Source organism: Gramella sp. MAR_2010_147 (assembly GCF_900105135.1).
Classification (GTDB): domain Bacteria; phylum Bacteroidota; class Bacteroidia; order Flavobacteriales; family Flavobacteriaceae; genus Christiangramia.
Map to the genome: position 1 here is coordinate 997364 of NZ_LT629741.1, position 19748 is coordinate 1017111.

13 protein-coding genes are annotated in these 19748 nt (G+C 37.7%); 11 read left to right on the forward strand and 2 right to left on the reverse strand.

Annotation, left to right across the window (positions count from 1 at the left end; translation table 11 throughout):
* The first annotated feature begins 7 nt into the window (after window positions 1–7).
* The 5 genes from BLT95_RS04485 to BLT95_RS04505 all read left to right on the forward strand — a co-directional run bounded on the left by BLT95_RS04485 (window position 8) and on the right by BLT95_RS04505 (window position 7208).
* A complete protein-coding gene (locus BLT95_RS04485; RefSeq protein ID WP_089664937.1) occupies window positions 8–2413 on the forward strand; it encodes a 3-hydroxyacyl-CoA dehydrogenase/enoyl-CoA hydratase family protein in 2406 nt (801 codons plus the stop codon).
* Between the two features lie 28 nt (window positions 2414–2441).
* Window positions 2442–2795: a four helix bundle protein gene (locus tag BLT95_RS04490; RefSeq protein ID WP_089664938.1), complete on the forward strand. Its 354-nt coding sequence runs from the start codon at window positions 2442–2444 to the stop codon at window positions 2793–2795.
* 40 nt (window positions 2796–2835) lie between these two features.
* Window positions 2836–4029 carry an acetyl-CoA C-acyltransferase gene (locus BLT95_RS04495; RefSeq protein ID WP_089664939.1) on the forward strand — a complete coding sequence of 398 codons (1194 nt, stop codon included), beginning with the start codon at window positions 2836–2838 and terminating at the stop codon, window positions 4027–4029.
* A 105-nt stretch (window positions 4030–4134) separates the two neighbouring features.
* Complete coding sequence (locus BLT95_RS04500) at window positions 4135–5943, forward strand: acyl-CoA dehydrogenase family protein (protein ID WP_089664940.1); 1809 nt, start codon at window positions 4135–4137, stop codon at window positions 5941–5943.
* A 215-nt stretch (window positions 5944–6158) separates the two neighbouring features.
* Window positions 6159–7208: a zinc metalloprotease gene (locus BLT95_RS04505; protein WP_089664941.1), complete on the forward strand. Its 1050-nt coding sequence runs from the start codon at window positions 6159–6161 to the stop codon at window positions 7206–7208.
* A gap of 56 nt (window positions 7209–7264) precedes the next feature.
* Here the strand turns inward: BLT95_RS04505 and BLT95_RS04510 are convergent, their stop codons facing one another.
* Together BLT95_RS04510 and BLT95_RS04515 are read right to left on the reverse strand one after the other, a co-directional pair.
* Window positions 7265–8260: a hypothetical protein gene (locus BLT95_RS04510; protein WP_089664942.1), complete on the reverse strand. Its 996-nt coding sequence runs from the start codon at window positions 8258–8260 to the stop codon at window positions 7265–7267.
* An 801-nt stretch (window positions 8261–9061) separates the two neighbouring features.
* Entirely contained in the window at window positions 9062–10858 is a 1797-nt protein-coding gene (locus BLT95_RS04515) for a glycoside hydrolase family 15 protein (RefSeq protein ID WP_089664943.1), read from the reverse strand.
* Between the two features lie 95 nt (window positions 10859–10953).
* Here BLT95_RS04515 and BLT95_RS04520 point away from each other — a divergent pair, with 95 nt between their 5' ends.
* The 6 genes from BLT95_RS04520 (at window position 10954) to BLT95_RS04545 (ending at window position 19708) form a co-directional block, all read left to right on the forward strand.
* Window positions 10954–13167: a bifunctional alpha,alpha-trehalose-phosphate synthase (UDP-forming)/trehalose-phosphatase gene (locus BLT95_RS04520; RefSeq protein WP_089664944.1), complete on the forward strand. Its 2214-nt coding sequence runs from the start codon at window positions 10954–10956 to the stop codon at window positions 13165–13167.
* Between the two features lie 138 nt (window positions 13168–13305).
* A complete protein-coding gene (locus BLT95_RS04525) occupies window positions 13306–13590 on the forward strand; it encodes a YtxH domain-containing protein (protein ID WP_231896411.1) in 285 nt (94 codons plus the stop codon).
* A gap of 107 nt (window positions 13591–13697) precedes the next feature.
* Complete coding sequence (locus tag BLT95_RS04530) at window positions 13698–15053, forward strand: M28 family metallopeptidase (protein WP_089664946.1); 1356 nt, start codon at window positions 13698–13700, stop codon at window positions 15051–15053.
* 174 nt (window positions 15054–15227) lie between these two features.
* Entirely contained in the window at window positions 15228–15431 is a 204-nt protein-coding gene (locus BLT95_RS04535) for a hypothetical protein (RefSeq protein ID WP_089664947.1), read from the forward strand.
* 14 nt (window positions 15432–15445) lie between these two features.
* Window positions 15446–16279 carry a PRC-barrel domain-containing protein gene (locus BLT95_RS04540; protein ID WP_089664948.1) on the forward strand — a complete coding sequence of 278 codons (834 nt, stop codon included), beginning with the start codon at window positions 15446–15448 and terminating at the stop codon, window positions 16277–16279.
* Window positions 16280–16414: 135 nt separating this feature from the next.
* The gene (locus tag BLT95_RS04545) at window positions 16415–19708 is read left to right on the forward strand and encodes a hypothetical protein (RefSeq protein ID WP_089664949.1); all 3294 of its coding nucleotides are present in this window, start codon (window positions 16415–16417) and stop codon (window positions 19706–19708) included.
* The last annotated feature ends 40 nt before the right edge of the window (window positions 19709–19748 follow it).

Below are 19748 nucleotides of genomic sequence, written 5' to 3' on the forward strand. Positions count from 1 at the left end.
CCAAGAAATGAAAAGAAGGATAAATAAAGTTGCAGTGATCGGATCCGGAATTATGGGTAGCGGTATCGCTTGCCATTTTGCCAATATCGGCGTGGAAGTGCTACTTCTGGACATTGTTCCCCGTGAACTGAATGAAAAGGAAAAGAAAAAAGGATTGAGCCTGGATGATAAAGTGGTTCGTAACAGAATCGTCAACAATTCACTTCAGGAATCGGTAAAATCCAAGCCCTCCCCTATTTATCATAAAGACTTTGTAAATAGGATTGAAACCGGGAACCTGGAAGATGATATTTCTAAAGTTTCTGAAGCAGACTGGATCATCGAGGTTGTGGTAGAACGCCTTGATATTAAAAAGCAGGTTTTCGAAAATCTTGAAAAGCATAGAAAACCAGGTACATTAATTACTTCTAACACTTCCGGAATTCCTATCAATTTCATGACCGATGGTAGAAGTGATGATTTCAAAAAGCACTTCTGCGGAACTCATTTCTTTAACCCTCCAAGATATTTAAGATTATTTGAGATCATTCCAGGAAAAGAAACTGATCCTGAAGTTCTTGAATTTTTAGAGATGTATGGTGAGAAATTCCTTGGTAAAAAGACGGTACTCGCTAAAGACACTCCGGCCTTTATAGGAAACAGAATCGGTATTTTCTCTATTATGAGCCTTTTCCATATGGTGAAGGATATGGGAATGACGATCGAAGAAGTTGATAAACTTACTGGGCCAGTAATAGGACGGCAGAAGTCTGCTACTTTTAGAACGGTAGATGTTGTTGGTTTAGATACCTTGGTTCATGTTGCCAACGGTTTACATGAAAATGTGCCTAAAGATGAACAGCATGATCTTTTTGCATTGCCAGATTTCATCGATACCATGATGGAAAATGAGTGGTTAGGTAGCAAATCTGGACAGGGATTCTATAAAAAGATCAGAAAAGATGATGGTTCAAGTGAGATAAAATCCCTTGATCTGGATTCCATGGAATATCGCGATCAAAAGAAAGCTTCATTTGCGACTTTAGAACAAACAAAATCTATAGATAATGTTGCCGACAGATTTGAAGTTCTGGTAAACGGAAAAGATAAAGCAGGAGAATTCTACAGAAAGACTTTTTCTGCACTGTTTGCTTATGTATCGAATCGTATTCCTGAAATCACCGATTCCCTTTACAAGATTGACGATGCCATGAAAGCCGGTTTTGGCTGGGAGCATGGTCCATTCCAGATCTGGGATGCGATTGGTGTAGAAAAAGGTATCAAGATGATGAAGGAAGAAGGTTATGAACCTAATTCCTGGGTTAATGAAATGCTGGAAAGCGGAAGCGATAGTTTCTATACCGTTAAAGAAGGAAATACTTACTATTATAATATAGACGACAAAAAACAGACAAAGGTTCCGGGTCAGGATGCATTTATCATTCTGGACAATATTAGAGAATCTAAGGAGGTATTTAAAAATAGCGGTGTTGTAGTAGAAGATCTTGGCGATGGGATTTTAAATGTTGAATTCAGAAGTAAAATGAATTCTATTGGTGGAGATGTTCTGGACGGAATCAACAAAGCTATTGATATTGCTGAAAAAGACTACCAGGGACTTGTGGTTGCCAATGACGGTAAGAACTTCTCTGTTGGTGCCAATATTGGTATGATCTTTATGATGGCTGTAGAGCAGGAATATGAAGAGCTAAACATGGCGATCAAATATTTCCAGGATACGATGATGAGAATGCGCTACTCTTCTATTCCAACCGTTGCGGCTCCACATGCAATGACTCTTGGCGGCGGATGCGAAATGTCGCTTCACGCAGATAAAGTAGTTGCTGCAGCAGAAACTTATATCGGATTAGTTGAATTTGGCGTTGGTGTGATCCCAGGTGGTGGTGGAACCAAGGAAATGACGGTTAGAGCTGCGGATACATATCAAAAGGACGATGTAGAGTTGAACCGACTGAGAGAAAACTTCCTTACCATTGGAATGGCAAAAGTTTCAACTTCCGCACACGAAGCTTATGATTTAGGACTACTTCAGAAAGGAAAAGATATCGTGGTGGTAAATCCAGACAGGCAATTAGCAATCGCTAAGAAACATGCATTGCTAATGGCAGAAAATGGATATACGAAACCAATTGAACGCAAAGACATTAAAGTTCTTGGTAAACAGGCATTGGGTGCCTTCCTGGTAGGAACCGACCAAATGGCTGCAGGAAAATATATCAGTGAACATGATAAAAAGATCGCAAACAAACTGGCTTATGTAATGGCCGGTGGAGATCTTTCAGAAAATCAGCTGGTGAGTGAGCAGTATTTATTAGAACTGGAAAGAGAAGCTTTCTTATCGCTTACAGGAGAAAGAAAAACCCTGGAGCGTCTTCAGCACATGTTGAAGAAGGGGAAACCGCTTAGAAATTAACCGTATAGTGTAAATTGTAGGTTGTAAAATGAACTATTTCAAAGAATTGAAAGTTTGGCAAAAATCTATCGATTTGGTAACCGAGACTTACTTGAAGAGTCAAAAATTCCCAAAGGAGGAAACTTATGGTTTGACCTCCCAGATTAGAAGAGCTGCCATTTCTGTTCCTTCAAACATCGCAGAAGGTTGTGGAAGGAAATCGGAAAAAGATTTCTTCAACTTCCTTGGGATCGCTTTAGGTTCCGCTTTCGAATTAGAAACACAATTTACAATTGCCAGGAAGTTAAACTTTCTTTCAGAGACTGAATTTTCTGGGCTCGAAAGTGAGATTCAGCATATTCAGAACATGCTAATCAAATTACAATCTACACTTAAAAATTAGAAAAGAATACAATAGACATTATACAATAATTCAAAATACAATGAAAAGAACAGCATATATAGTAAAAGCATATAGAACCGCAGTAGGAAAAGCTCCTAAAGGGGTGTTTCGTTTCAAAAGACCGGATGAACTGGCAGCGGAAACGATTCAGTACATGATGGATAAGTTACCAGATTTCGACAAAAAACGCATTGATGACGTAATGGTTGGAAATGCAATGCCGGAAGCTGAACAGGGCCTAAACGTTGGTAGGTTAATTTCTCTTATGGGATTAAAGATTGAAGATGTTCCTGGGATGACAGTAAACAGGTATTGTGCTTCTGGATTGGAAACGATTTCTATCGCTACTGCTAAGATCCAGATGGGTATGGCCGACTGTGTAATTGCAGGTGGTGCAGAAAGTATGAGTTACATTCCTATGGGCGGATACAAGCCAGTTCCAGACTATAAAGTTGCCAAAGAAGGTAATGAAGATTACTACTGGGGAATGGGGTTAACTGCAGAGGCGGTTGCCAATAAGTACAAAGTTTCTCGTGAAGATCAGGATGAGTTCGCCTATGATTCTCATCAGAAAGCGATCAAAGCTCAGGCGGAAGATCGTTTCCAGGATCAGATCGTTCCAATTACCATTGATGAAACATACGTGGATGATAATGGTAAAAAACAAACCAAATCTTATACGGTAAATAAAGACGAAGGTCCAAGAAAAGATACTTCCATTGAAGTTTTAAACAAACTTAGACCCGTATTTGCTGAAGGAGGAAGCGTAACTGCCGGTAACTCTTCTCAAATGAGTGACGGTGCCGCATTTGTGATGGTAATGAGCGAAGAAATGGTAAAAGAACTAAATCTTGAACCTATTGCCAGAATGGTAAGTTATGCCGCTGTTGGTGTAGAACCAAGAATTATGGGAATAGGACCTGTTCATGCAATTCCGAAGGCGTTAAAACAAGCCGGACTTAAGCAGGATGATATGGAGTTGATCGAACTAAACGAAGCATTTGCTTCTCAGTCATTGGCAGTTATCAGGGAATTAGGTTTAGATAAAGATAGGTTGAATCCTAATGGAGGAGCAATTTCTATGGGACACCCGCTTGGTTGTACCGGAGCTAAATTATCGGTTCAGATCTTTGATGAAATGCGTAAGCGTGAATTAAAGAACAAACATTGTATGGTAACCATGTGTGTGGGAACCGGACAGGGAGCTGCAGGAGTTTTTGAGTTCCTTAATTAGATTTAAGATCTGATATCTTAGAAATGATACATAAAGAAATTAATTAAAATAATTGAGATAATTTGATCTAGGATCTCACGTCTCAATACTAACATCTAAATAAAAATGAGTACAGATACAGCAAAAAAGGATCTTTTGAGAGGTGGTCAGTTTCTGGTTAAGGAGACTAAGAGCGAAGACGTGTTCACGCCGGAAGATTTTAATGAAGAACAGAAAATGATGCGTGATTCCGTAAAGGAATTCGTTGAACGTGAAATTTGGCCGAACAAAGAGGAGTTCGAAAAGAAAAATTACGCGTTAACTGAGGAAATTATGCGTAAAGCAGGTGAACTTGGTTTCTTAGGTGTTGCCGTTCCTGAAGAGTATGATGGTCTGGGAATGGGATTTGTTTCTACGATGCTGGTTTGTGACTATATCTCGGGAGCAACAGGGTCTATAGCCACTGCTTTTGGTGCACATACTGGAATTGGAACGATGCCAATTACGTTATATGGAACTGAGGAGCAGAAGAAGAAATATGTTCCTAAACTTGCTACCGGTGAGTGGTTTGGAGCCTACTGTCTAACTGAACCTGGAGCAGGATCTGACGCGAATTCAGGAAAGACGAAGGCTGTACTTTCAGACGATGGAAAACACTACAGCATTAGCGGACAGAAAATGTGGATTTCCAATGCAGGTTTTGCTGATGTATTTATTGTATTTGCCAGAATCGAAGATGACAAGAACATTACCGGATTCATTGTTGAAAATGATAAAGAGAATGGAATCAGCTTTGGGGAAGAAGAGAAAAAATTAGGAATCCACTCCTCCTCTACCCGTCAGGTATTTTTCAATGAGACGAAAGTTCCGGTTGAAAATATGCTTTCTGAGCGTGGAAACGGCTTCAAGATCGCCATGAATGCGCTAAATGTGGGTCGTATTAAATTAGCTGCGGCTTCTCTTGATGCTCAAAGAAGAGTTACAGACCTTTCAGTGAAATATGCTAATGACAGAGTTCAGTTTGATACCCCTATCGCTAAGTTTGGAGCAATCAAATCCAAACTCGCGGAAATGGCTACTTCAGCCTATGTTGGGGAAGCAGCTTCATACCGTGCTGCAAAAAATATCGAAGACAGAATTAATATTCGTCTGGAAGAAGGAGCATCACATTCAGAAGCAGAATTAAAAGGTGTTGAAGAATATGCTATAGAATGTTCAATTTTGAAGGTTGCATGTTCAGAAGATGTTCAGAATTGTGCAGACGAAGGTATCCAGGTATACGGAGGTATGGGCTTTTCTGCTGATACTCCAATGGAATCTGCCTGGAGAGATGCCAGGATTGCACGAATCTATGAAGGTACTAATGAGATCAACAGAATGTTATCTGTTGGAATGTTAGTGAAAAAAGCCATGAAAGGGCACGTAGATCTTTTAGGACCTGCAACTAAGGTAGCAGATGAATTAACCGGAATTCCTTCAATGGATAAGCCTGATTATTCTGAGCTATTTGCTGAAGAAAAGGAGATGGTGGCTAAACTGAAAAAAGTGTTCCTGATGGTCGCTGGAAGTGCAGTTCAGAAATTCGGACCTCAACTGGAAGAACATCAGCAACTACTTTTGGCAGCTTCAGATATTCTAATCGAAATATATATGGCTGAATCTGGGATTCTTAGAGCTGAGAAAATCGCTAAGAGAAATGGAGCTGACAGTCAGAAAGAGCAGATCGCTATGGCTAAATTATACTTATATCATGCTGTGGAAACTGTAAATACGAAAGCTAAAGAAGGAATTGGGTCGTTTGCAGAAGGTGATGAACAGAGAATGATGCTTATGGGGCTTAAAAGGTTTACGAAATATACCAACATGCCTAATGTAGTCGCATTGAGAAATACGATTGCAGAAAAACTGACTTCAGAAAATAAATATTGTTTCTAACGAAACATTCTTTTAAACTGGAAAAGCCACCTTCTTAGGTGGTTTTTTTATGTCTTTATTGTTTTAAGATTAAAATTTCATGCTTGGTTTAGATGAATCTTACCTATGAAATAAACATTTTAACTATAAATTTTCCAAATTAATTTTATTCATGTTAATTAATTATTAATAATATTTCTATATTCGGCAGAACTCAAACAAAAACTAAATAAAACATGAAAAAAGTTATCTTAGGAATGGCGGCTATGGCCTTCCTTTTTGCTTCTTGTGAGCAAGACCCCAAAGACTCTTTAATTGAGGAACAACAAGCTCAGGTAGACATGAGTGATTTTTATCTGTACACAGATGGTACAGACAAACGATCGGAAAATGCTTCTGAAAAATGTTACAGTATGAAAAACCTTAATCGTTTATTGAACGAGAATAAAGGTCTTCATAACAAAATGTATAAAATAGAAAAGAACACTCGTTCAATTCTAGCAAAATCCAACAACGGCAAAGGCGGAAAACCTGGAAGCGGTGGTGGAGGAACTGAACCACCAGCGACTGATAACCTTGGAGTGGTAAATATTCCTGTAGTTGTACATGTGGTTTATAACAATTCTCAGGAGAACATTTCAGATCAGCAGATCAATTCTCAAATCGCTGTTCTAAATGATGATTTTAGAGCCTCTAATAATGATGTAAACGGTATTCCTTCGGAATTTGCTAACGATGTTGCAGATTCTGAAATATCTTTCACCCTTGCAAGTGTACAGCGCCACAGCAGTTCTACTCAACAATGGGGAACTAATGACGCTGTAAAGGCTCAATATCCTCCAGTAAGTCCGTCCACAACTTTAAACATCTGGGTTGCTAATATTGGTGGTGGAATTCTTGGTTACGCTCAATTCCCGGGAGGACCTGCTTCTACCGATGGGGTAGTAATCTCTCCTCAATATTTTGGAACTACAGGGTATGTATCTGCTCCATTTGATAAGGGAAGAACCGCCACTCATGAAGTTGGACATTACTTAAATCTTCGCCACATCTGGGGTGACGGTAGATGTAAGCAAGATGACTTCGTAGCTGATACTCCAGATTCTGATGGTCCAAACTACGGATGTCCTTCTTATCCTACAGTGAACTGCAGATCTACAGATATGACTATGAACTATATGGATTATACTAATGATGCATGTATGTATATGTTCTCTGAAGGTCAGAAAGCTCGTATGAGAACTATCTTTATGGATGGTGGACCACGAACAGGTTTTGTAAATTAAACCAGATTTAACTTTAACTAAAAGGCCACCTAAATAGGTGGCCTTTTTTTTTTGAATTATCTCTCTGGCCAGGATGCCCAGTTACTACAATGCCCAGCTTCATCAGTTTTATTAATCTCAGTTTGAATTCCTGAATAAGCAGCATTCATAACCGCCCTTGGTGAAAAATGTAAACGGCCGTTTCCTCCCGAAAGAAACGCTTTACCAAAATGTGCCTGACTTAGACCGTGACCTGCCTCATGCAATGCGATCGTCTCCACATCATAAGTGGAACCATCATTCCAGGTAAAAGCATCATTATAATAAATTTCACGCCAGGCAACATCATATTTACCATTATTATCAAGGTCTACAGCATTGCCAAATTCATCAGTAAATTGGATGGTGAACGTTACCCCCAACACAGAGTCAGACCCGCCTTCAGGCCCAAAAATTTCAGGAACGTCAAAGAACTCTGCCGGTAACCAACCAGAATGAACCACATCTCCAAAATATTCATAGCTTCCTCCAAGATCTGTAGCCATTAAACCTAAATCATAAACTAATTTCACAATATAGCCAGTGGAAGTAGTGGTTTCTGGAACATACTGAAAAATGCCTAAATCTGAACAGGTAATGCCATCCCATGTTTCCATAGCTCTGTCAATTGCCACTGTGGTTACTTCAATGCCCAAATCTTTAGATGGTCGTGTCTGGTCTACGAAATAGGAAATATTGGGGCTCTCATCAAGAAATTCAAAAGGAAGAAAGTCTCCAGCCAGTTTCTTATTACCTCCATTATTGAAAAATACTGTATTTCCCATTTTTCCATCTTCCCCATTTGTAATGTATTCTGCGGAGAAAACACGAACATGAATTTCTTCTTTATCCAATGTAGTTTTCAAAGAAGAATTTTCAGGAATCTTAATTGTCTTAACTGTGTTTTCCAGGTTTACAAACCTTGGATTTAATTTCATTTCTGTTTTTGAAATCTCCTCACTCGTATCGCTATCAGTTGAACATGAAATTAAGCTTAAAACAAATAGAAGCATCAGAAGTTTTAAATTTCTCATAATTTTATATTTAGAATTATTAGTTTTTTAAATATAAACTAAAAAACATAACGGTCTGACTTAAAGAAGTTTACATGCTATAAATATCTAAAAATAATAGAGTTTCAAAAAAAGTGTTGTATATATTCTACAGCGTAACAGAAATAGACTAAATATTAGGTTTACACTAAACTTTGTGTATACTCTAGTTTGAAGCCAATCATTCTAAATCCAAACGATTAAATTTTAATCTGGAAATTCCTGTACATCTATGTATGCTATATTTTTAAAAAGATGGATCTGTCCAGAAAGCCATTGTTATTCTTTTAGCTGGAATTCAAATTGCAATTACAAAACCAATACTTTTGGATAAAGTTCTGATTGTTGAGGGAAATACTGCCAGACAGAAGAAACAAAATTCAGCTGTGAGTGGGAAAGTCTGGAGTAAAAGAAGGTGGGCTGTCCACAGCGCCTATTTTATTGAAAAAAGTCTTTGAACTGGATAGAAATTCATCCGATATTCTGAAAGCACTTTTATGAAAAGGCCTATTACAGGTTTCCTATCGAATAGATTCGTAAGGAACATTGCAGATGCTTAAACACTACTGCTAATTGGAACGGCCATTTAGTTATATTTTATGTTAATCACTACTACAGAATAATCATAAGAAATTAGGATGCTCACAGATGTTAAAAACTCCACCTAAAACCAGAGATTTAAAAGTATTTGCGTGATATGAACATTTGAAATTTATTCCGGAATCAATATCCTGAATATCTTCATTAACCTACACTAATATTTATGATACCGTAATAGAATACTTAATCCTGAAATATCATTCCTTCGGTAGCAATTCCTTTGCTAAAATTCGCAGCTGTTTCTATAAGGGCTAAATGAGAATAAGCCTGGGGGAAATTACCCAAAAGACGTTTGGTTTTAAAGTCTATATCCTCGCTAAAAAGCCCTAAATGGTTACTGTAAGACAGCAATTGATCAAACATCTCCCTGGCTTTCTTCTTTTCCCCAATCTTGTATAGACTATCTATAAGCCAAAAAGTACAAATAGTAAATGAAGAAGTTGGTTTTCCAAAATCATCATTGTTTTTGTATCTGTACATAAGGCCATCTTCGCAAAGCTCTTTTTCAGTAGCCTGTACAGTACTTACAAATCTAGGGTCATCTGCCTCTATAAATCCATAAGATTGCATAAGCAAGGTGGAAGCATCCAGATCTGATGATCCATAATACTGCGTATAGGCTTGCTTATCTTCATTCCAGCCATTGGTATAAATATCCTGGTATATATCTTCTCTCAGTGCCTTCCATTTAGTATCGTTAATACCCATTCTAAGCACCTCTCCTATTTTAATTGCCCTGTCTACTGCAACCCAACATAAAAGTTTTGAAAATACAAAATGACGATCTTCAGTTCTAAGTTCCCAGATTCCTTTATCAGGTTTTTGCCAGTTCTCTTCTACGATCATTACAATTCCCCTTACAACCGTCCAAAGTGCTTCAGAATTTTCAAGAGAAGTTTCGAACATTAGAAATTGTTGATAGATCACCTCCATCAAAATTCCGTAGATATCATTTTGCTTTTGAATATATGCCGCATTTCCGGTTCTAACCGGTTTGGAACCTTTATATCCATCTAAATGATTTAGAATATGCTCTGTTAATTCCTTTTCACCATTAATACCGTACATGATCTGGATCTTCTCATCTTTATGAGGTATGATATCCAGGATAAATTGAAGAAAACCTTTTGCTGATTTAATATGGCCTAAACCGGCCATTACTTTTATTACCATAGAAGCATCACGTATCCAGCAAAATCTGTAATCCCAGTTTCGCTCCTCTCCTATTGTCTCTGGCAATGAGGTTGTCGCAGCCGCAAGTACGGCTCCAGACTTTTTATAACTTAGTGCCTTCAAAACCAGTGCACTTCGCATGATCTCATTTCCGTAATGTGTATACCGAGTGGTTTTATCACTCCAGTTCATCCAGTAAACCTTGGTTCTCTGAAATTTCAAATAAGACCTGTCTAATGACTGCTCTACTAGTTTTTCATGATAGCCTACAAGACAATAGGCATTCCCCGTAAGGGTTATTTTATTTCGTTCCTGAATATCATTAAGATTAAAACTTGAGTATAAAAAAGCTGAATCGTATTTACCTTCCTTCGTAAAGCTCTTTATATATTCTCCTTTATTCTCATTATAAGTCTTCTCTTTGGCGAAGTCCAGTTTTGGATCATATTTAATTCTGAATTTGGGAGCTCCACTAATAAGTCTGAAAAACCTTATAATATCTGGTGGAGCATAAAACGAGCCGTCTTCCCGTGGATATCTGGGCATAAAATCTATCAGCTGAAAAGAGTCCTCACCATTATCAAAAACAGTACTTAAAATATTGGTTTCCCATAAATATTCCTGTTTAATGCTGTAATTATCTTCGATCTCAATCTCAAAACTTCCTCCTATCTTTTCGTCCAGTATCTTCGCAAACATTGCCGAAGAATCAAAATTTGGCATACAACACCAATCCAGAGAGCCATTTTTTGAAATTAACGCTGCACTTTTACAGTTGCTTATTATGCCGTAGTCAAGGTTATCCATATATCTTAAAAATCTTATAAATCAATGGCTGTGTAAAATGAATTTCGGAAATTTAATAAAAATCAAATTCGTCACAACAGCATTTACAATAAATTATGAGTAAAACGATCATTATTTCCAACCGTCTGCCTTTACAAATTTCTATTGAAAATGACGAACTAGAAGTGTCTCCAAGTGTTGGAGGACTCGCTACTGGTTTAAAATCATTTCATAAAGACGGTGATAGTATTTGGATTGGCTGGCCTGGACTTACGGAAGAAGAGATTCCTTCAAATCTCAAGGAAGAGGTCCAGAAAAAAGCCAAAGAAGAAAATTGTGTGGCGCTTCACCTAACCTCGGAAGAAATTGACGGATTTTATTATGGCTTTAGCAATAGAACCATCTGGCCCCTATTCCATTACTTTATGGAATACACCGAATCTGATGATAATTACTGGCGTTATTACCAACAAGTAAATCAAAAATATGCAGATGAAATTCTAAAGCATTATGAAGATGGAGATGTGATATGGGTTCATGATTATCAATTGCTTTTAGTACCCAATATGATTCGCGAAAAAGCTCCTGATGCTATCATTGGCTTTTTTAATCACATTCCTTTTCCTTCCTATGAAGTATTTAGAACCTTGCCCTGGAGAGATGAAGTTTTGGAAGGTGTACTTGGTGCAGATCTTATAGGTTTTCACACCTATGATTATGAACGTCATTTTTTAAGTTCGGTGAGTCGTATTTTGAGACATCAGGTAGATTTCAATGAAATAACCTTACCAGATAGAATTGTAAAGGTTGATTCTTTCCCTATGGGGATAGATTATAAGAAATTTGAACAAGCGGCTCTTGATCATTTTGAAAGCACCTCTGCAGATCAATCTGAATTACAAAAAAGATTAGATCATCATTTGCAAGCAACCCCAGATGCAAAAATGATATTAAGCATAGACCGATTGGATTATACCAAAGGAATTGCTCACCGCATACGTGCCTATGAATATTTCCTGGATAGAAATCCCGAGTATATTGAAAAAGTAAGACTGGTAATGCTAGCCGTCCCATCCCGCTCCAACGTCCCGCAATATAGAAGGTTGAAAAGAGAGGTAGACGAACTGGTAGGAAGAATTAACGGTAAATTTTCCACGGTTAGCTGGACGCCTATCTGGTATTTTTACCGGTCCATGCCTTTTGAAAACCTGATAGATCTATATACTACCTGCGATATAGCTTTACTCACTCCAATTAGAGATGGAATGAATTTAGTGGCTAAAGAATATATAGCTACCCGAACAGATAAAACAGGAGTGCTTATTTTAAGTGAGATGGCGGGAGCAGCGCATGAGATGAATGAAGCTCTTATCATTAATCCAAACAATTTTGAACAGGTGGCAACAGCGCTTAAAACTGCCTTCGATATGCCTGAAGAAAAGCAGATCGAAAGAAATAAAATGCTTCAGAAAAGATTACGAAGATATAGCGTAGAGAAATGGGCAGAAGATTTCATGAAGTCGCTAAGAAAAACTAAAGAAAACAGAGACTCTTTTCAATCTATAAAGATAACTCAGGATATTTCTACGGAAATCATGAATCAATTTAAAAATGCTAAAAAAAGAGTATTGTTTATTGATTATGACGGAACCTTGGTGAATTTTGTAGACAAGCCTGAAAATGCCAAACCGGATGCCGAATTAAAAGAACTCATTAGAACCTTGAATTCTCAGGAAAATACCGATGTTATTTTAATAAGCGGTAGAGACAAAAACACGCTGGGAACCTGGTGGAAAGATGTGCCGGTAGAATTGATTTCTGAACATGGTGTCTGGATGCGGCAGATTGATGGTGACTGGGAACTTTCAGAAAATGTAAAAAGCGAATGGATGGATGCCGTAAGACCTGTGATCGAAAACTTTGTAGACCGTACTCCGGGTACATTTATTGAAGAAAAAAACTACTCACTGGCCTGGCATTACCGAAAAGCCGATCCCGAACTTGGCGAGATCAGAGCAAATGAACTAAGCAATGTTTTAAAAGAGCTTATTTCCAATCGTGGTTTAAGTGTACTGGAAGGAAATAAGGTTTTGGAAATAAAAAGCAGTGGTGTAAATAAAGGAAAAGCATCTTCCAAAAAATTAGTGGGCAAAGATTATGATTTCATCTTTGCAATTGGAGACGACTGGACAGATGAATATATGTTCCAGGATCTTCCGGAAACTTCTTATACCGTGAAAGTTGGAATTAAAAAAACCAGCGCCAGATACTATGTAGAAGGAACTCCGAAGGTGCGTCATTTATTGGAAAAATTCAAGGAAAATATGTAAGAAGATTTACTTGTTAAATAATTTAGGAATTCTTATAAAAGTTTAAATATACATTAACTCCCTGTAGATGGGTTCGCTTTAATTTCTGCTTAATTTTACACCATGAATTTAAATCAAACCAATTTAAAACCAAATTCTATGAAATCAGGAAAATTGTTATTAGGATTAGTTTCCGGAGCTGTAGCAGGAGCTGTAGTGGGACTTTTATATGCACCTAAAAAAGGAAAAGATACTCGTAAGGCTATCACAGAAAGAGGAGATGATTACATTAAGGGCGCCAATAAAAGTATTCATGACTTTACAGATTCAGTAAGTCATAAAATGGAAGCGCTTAAAGCCAGAACCAAAGCTAACTTAGCTGGATCAAAATCTGAAGAAAAAATTAATAAAGCTAAAGCAGAAATGCATGATGTAGCTAGTTAATTTATAAAGAAATAGATGATAAATAAGGCCTCGGAATTTTTCCGGGGCTTTGTTTTTTTAATATCCCTGAAACTTCTGTATTTTAGGGAGCTAATTAAAAAAATACTATGAAATTAATATCCCCCTTTAAAGTACTTTTATTTTTCAGTTTTATTTTTATATCTCAAATTTCCAATGCTCAGGATACAGATCAGCGACTCTATGAAATAATTGATAATATTTCTGCAGATAGTATTGAGTATGATATTAAGAAACTGGCAGGTTTCGGTACACGAAATACATTTAGTGATACTGTTTCAGATTCAAGAGGAATTGGCGCTGCGAGAAGATGGATAAAATCTGAATTCGATAATATATCGTCAAATTGCGACAATTGCCTGGAAGTTTTTTATCAGAAAGACTTTGTGACCCCGGAAGATGGGCAGCGTATTCCCAAAGAGGCCTGGATAGTAAATGTGGTTGCCATCCAGAAAGGAAGTAAGTACCCTAATCGCTATGTGATTATGAGTGGCGATATAGATTCCCGTGCCAGTAATACCATGGATTTTACTACAGATGCACCTGGAGCGAATGATAACGCAAGTGGTATGGCTGGAACTATGGAAGCCGCAAGAGTTCTATCTAAATACGATTTCGAAAACAGTATTATTTATGTAGGTCTGTCTGGTGAAGAACAAGGTTTGTTCGGCGGAAAAGGTCTTGCTGAATATGCTAAGGAGAATAACTGGGACATCATCGGGATTTTGAATAATGACATGATCGGTAATATTGAAGGTGTGGATGGAGTTATAGATAATAGAAGTTTCAGGATCTTTTCTGAACCCGTGCCTCCTACTGAAACCGAACAGGAAAGAAGAATGCGAAGATTTTATGGAGGGGAAGTTGATGGAATTTCAAGACAACTGGCAAGATACATTCATAACAACGTGGAGACGTATATGCCAGAAATGAACCCAATGATGATCTATCGTCTGGATAGATTTGGACGTGGTGGGCACCATAGACCATTCAACGACCTTGGTTTTGCAGGAGTTAGAATTATGGAAGCGCATGAAAATTATAACCGTCAGCACCAGGATATTCGTACTGAAGATGGCATTGAATATGGTGATGTGGTAGAAGGGGTTAATTTTAATTATGCTAAGAAACTTACGGCGGTAAATGCCATTAACCTTGCCAGCCTGGCCTGGGCGCCACCAGCTCCGGAAAAAGTTGAAATTGGTGGAATCGTAGAACCTAATACAAAACTTAGATGGGGTGCTGTAGATGGAGATATATTGGGTTATAAAATATACTGGAGAGATACCACGGCTCCCCAATGGCAATATTCAAGATTTGTAGGCGATGTTACTGAATTTACACTGGATGGCATCGTAATAGATAACTACCTTTTTGGAGTTGCTGCTGTTGGTAAAAATGGACACGAAAGCATAGTCGTTTTCCCTACAGGAACTTTTAGGTAAAAAACATCATAATTATAAACAGGAAAGCCGAATATTAATTTATTCGGCTTTTTTTATTTCACCAATTCTTCAATTAAAATAAAATACTAATTAACAATACTTTACACAAAGATTAATTAAAATTAGGAGCGCTTATAATTAATTTAGATATGATCAAACCAAAAAATATTAAAAATGGCAGATATCAGAATTGAAAAAAAGAGACGTATATGGCCCTGGATTTTGCTCATCATCATTCTGGGTATCCTTGCTTTCCTGTATATATACGGAAGCCTTGGTACAGAGGAAACAGATGACATGGAGGAGGTAGAAATGGAAGAAGTTACCTTGGTAAAACCTCCAATAGAACTAAATGATAGTGAAGTAAAAATCAGTTAATTAAATCGAAGGTTATGAGTACAAAGGAGAAACATTTATATTATTTAAATGAACTAAAGGATTATAAAGTGAATAGTAAAGATCCCGATATTCGAGGCTGGGAAGTAAGAGATCTTGATAACCGAACAATTGGAAAGGTAGATAATTTCCTGGTTAATAAAGAAGCCGGGAAGGTGGTGTATGTAGATGTAGAGGTAGATCAAAGTATTATTGATGTAAACCATGATCCTTACTCTTCCCATACTCATTCAGAAATTAAAGAATTTATTAATAAAGAGGGAGAAAATCATATTATCATTCCTATTGGATTAATCAACCTGGATCTGAAAAATAAATATGCTTATTCTGAAAGTATCAATTATAAAACCTTTGCTGAAACCAAGCGATATCGTACTGGCACTTATATTAGCAGGGATTATGAGCATCAAGTATTAGATTCTTATGATAGAAGAAGAGATCATTTAAATAAAGAAAGTGAGCTAAGAAAAACCAGAACTGCATATACCGATGCAGAATTGGAAGAAAGGGAGATTAGGAAAAATAAAGAAGTAAAAATGCATCATGATAGGCCTGAAAGTGAAACTGAAGAAAGAATTCGTAGAGAAAAAGAAAATCTTCGATATAAGTCTGAAGGTCATAACAGGCCTATAGATGACCACAACAGGGCGCTGCATCATCACGATCCTCCAAAAGATCTTCAACCTGAAAGAACAATAGATGAAGACAGTAACTGGTTAAGAGACGATCGTGAAATAGACGATGAAGATCCCTATGTAGCGAGACGACAAAGAAATAAAAATAATAAAGATTTCTATGATCGGGAAGAATTTGATAAACGAGAATATTAAAGATAAAGTTTAATTTGTTGAAGTAAAAAAGGGAAGCCATTTTGGTTTCCCTTTTTCTATTCTAATGAATGAAAATAAGAATAAAGCGAAAATTGTATCTTGGGACATATTTTTAATTTTCATCTTTAATATTCTATGAAAAAAATTACTTTATGTCTATCCTTTCTGCTAATTTCCGTTAGCATTTTTGGGCAGGATATCGATCTTTCTCTATTAAAAAATAAAACTCCAAGAAATATAGGTCCTGGTGGAATGAGCGGCAGGGTAACCTCTATTGATGTGGTAACCAAAGATCCCAATATTATGTATGTGGGTACAGCTTCTGGAGGGCTTTGGAAATCGACTAGTGGTGGTGTTAAGTGGGCACCAGTTTTTGATGATCAGGTTACGGCTTCTATAGGCGCTGTAGCAATTCAACAATCCAATCCTTCTGTAATATGGGTTGGAACTGGTGAAGGTAATCCAAGAAACAGCCTGAATGGTGGTTACGGTATTTTTAAATCGCTTGATGGTGGGCGATCCTGGAACAGAATGGGACTGGAAAAAACCCGGCACATTCATAGAGTAGTAATTCATCCAGACAATCCAGATATTGTATATGCAGCGGCTATAGGTTCGCCCTGGGGCGCTCATGAAGAAAGAGGTGTTTATAAAACCGTGGATGGAGGAAAGAGCTGGGAAAAAATTCTTTATTCCAATAAATTAACCGGAGCAGCAGACCTGGTGATGGATACTAATAATCCCAATAAGTTGATTGCAGCCATGTGGGAACATAAAAGAGATCCCTGGTTCTTTGAATCTGGCGGAGAAGGCTCTGGAATGTTTATAACTCATGATGGTGGGGAAACATGGACTGAAAAAACAGCCGAAGATGGTTTGCCGGAAGGTAATCTGGGTAGAATGGGGCTTGCAATTGCACCCAGCAATTCTAATATTATCTATGCACTTGTAGAGTCCAAGAAAAATGCACTTTACAAGTCTGAGGATGGTGGCTTTAACTGGAAAATGATCAACGATAAGGATGAGATTGGAAACAGACCATTTTATTACAGTGATATCTTTGTAGACCCTCAAAATTCCAATCGTATATATTCTGTTTTTACTTATGTAAATGTATCTGACGACGGCGGAAAAAGCTTTGAAAGCTTAATGCCTGCATATGGTGTGGACAATGGAGTGCATCCAGATCATCACGCCTGGTGGATTCATCCAGAGGACGGTGGTTTTATGATGGATGGTAATGATGGAGGTTTGAATATCACACGTGACTATGGAAAAACATGGAGGTTCGTTGCCAATCTTCCTGTTGCGCAATTCTATCATATAGCCGTGGATAATGAATTCCCATACAATGTCTATGGCGGAATGCAGGATAACGGTAGCTGGCGTGGCCCGGCCTACGTATGGAAAGCCCAGGGAATTCGTAATTCCTACTGGCAGGAGATCTCTTTTGGAGATGGATTTGATGTGGTTCCAGATAAAGATGATAGCCGCTATGGCTGGAGCATGAGCCAACAAGGATATGTGAGTCGATATGATCATATAACTGGAAATAATTATACCGTAAAACCTACCCATCCAGATCCTGACGTAGAACTTAGATTTAACTGGAATTCAGCAATAAATATTGATCCTTTTGATAACAGTACTATTTATTTCGGAAGTCAGTTTGTGCATAAGAGTATAGATAAAGGTCTTACCTGGAAAATCATTTCACCGGACCTCACCACAGACGATCCTGAGAAGCAAAAACAAGAGGAAAGTGGTGGACTTACTATTGATGCTACGGGTGCTGAAAACTTTACGACTATTCTTGTGATAGAACCTTCACCAATAGAAAAAAATATGATGTGGGTAGGTACTGATGACGGGAAAGTACATTACACGAAAGATGGCGGTAATAGCTGGAACGACGTTTCAGAAAACATGCCTGGACTTCCCAAAGGTACATGGATTGTCCAGATAAAAGCATCAAATAAAAATAAAGGCGAAGCTCTTCTTGTGACTAACGATTACCGAAGATTCAATTATACTCCTTACGCTTATCGCACAACAAATTATGGGAAAAGCTGGACCCGCATCGTAGATGAAGAAGACACCGAAAGTTATGCGCTAAGTATTATAGAAGATCCAGAAGAAAAGAACCTGCTTTTCCTGGGAACAGATGATGGCCTATATATATCATTTAATGCAGGTGAAAACTGGCAGAAATACACTAACGGATTTCCAACTGTTCCTGTGAAAGACCTGGTAATTCATCCAAGGGAACAGGATCTTATTATTGGCACCTTTGGTAGAGCTGCCTGGGTGTTGGATGACATTAGACCTTTTAGAGAGATCGCTGGAAATAGTCAAATCCTAAAAAAGAAAGTGGCATTATTTGAACCACCAATCGCATACCATTCTGCTTCTCAGCAACCAACGGGAAGTCGTTTTGGTGCAGATGCTACGTATCACGGTGAGAATAGAAGTTCTGGTGCAAGATTATCTTATTTCGTTGAAGTTGCTCCCAAAAAAGATACCTTAATAAACAAGAAGGAGAACTCAGTTAAAACTAATAAAAGAGACAATAGAGTATCCCGAAAAAAACGCGAAGGAGAATCTGGCAATATTGAAGCTGATATTGACAAAGACTCTACATCTATAGAAGCTTCAAAGATCACATGGGATTCCATTAAATTAAATATCTATGATGGAGATCGTTTAATTCGTACTCTCAAAAGAAATTCACCAGATACTACTGGAATTCATACAATGATCTGGAGACTGGACGAAAAAGGAGTTAAACATCTATCAAGGGAAATCACAGAGCAGAAGAACGAGCCTTCGGGAATAGATGTAAAACCTGGTAAATACAGGCTTGTATTGCATTATGGGGATCAAAAGTCTGAACAGATGATCGAGGTAAAATCAGATCCAAGACTGGAAGTGTCCACTCAAAGAATCGAAGAGGTTTACATAAGTTTAAAAGAACTGGAAAACATGACTCAAACTGCAGCAGAAGCGGTTGAGCAACTGGTTGAAAGTAAGAATATTGCAGAGCAATTTCAGAAGAATTTGAAGAAGCAAAAGAATGGTGAAATAGAATTTAAAAAAGAGATCGAAGAAAGTAAAGAGATCAATAAATCTATTGAAGAACTAGTTGCGCTATTCGTAGGTAAGAAAGATGAAAGACAGGGTATCGTAAGAAACAGGGAAAATACGGTAGAAACTCGGATTGGTATTGCAAGAGGTTATGTAAGTAGCAGGCAAAATGCTTTAACTATTACTGAGAGAACACTGGTAAAACATGCCAGAAATGAGCTTAAAGAGGCATTAACAGCTACCAATGAATTCTTTAATAATAAATGGCCTGAGTATCGTTCTAAAATGGAAGCTTTGGAATTGCCTGTATTTAAAGAAATAAAAACTTTTGATCTTGGGAACTAAAGAAATAATATAGCACCTGTACGCCCCCTGTTTCATTTCA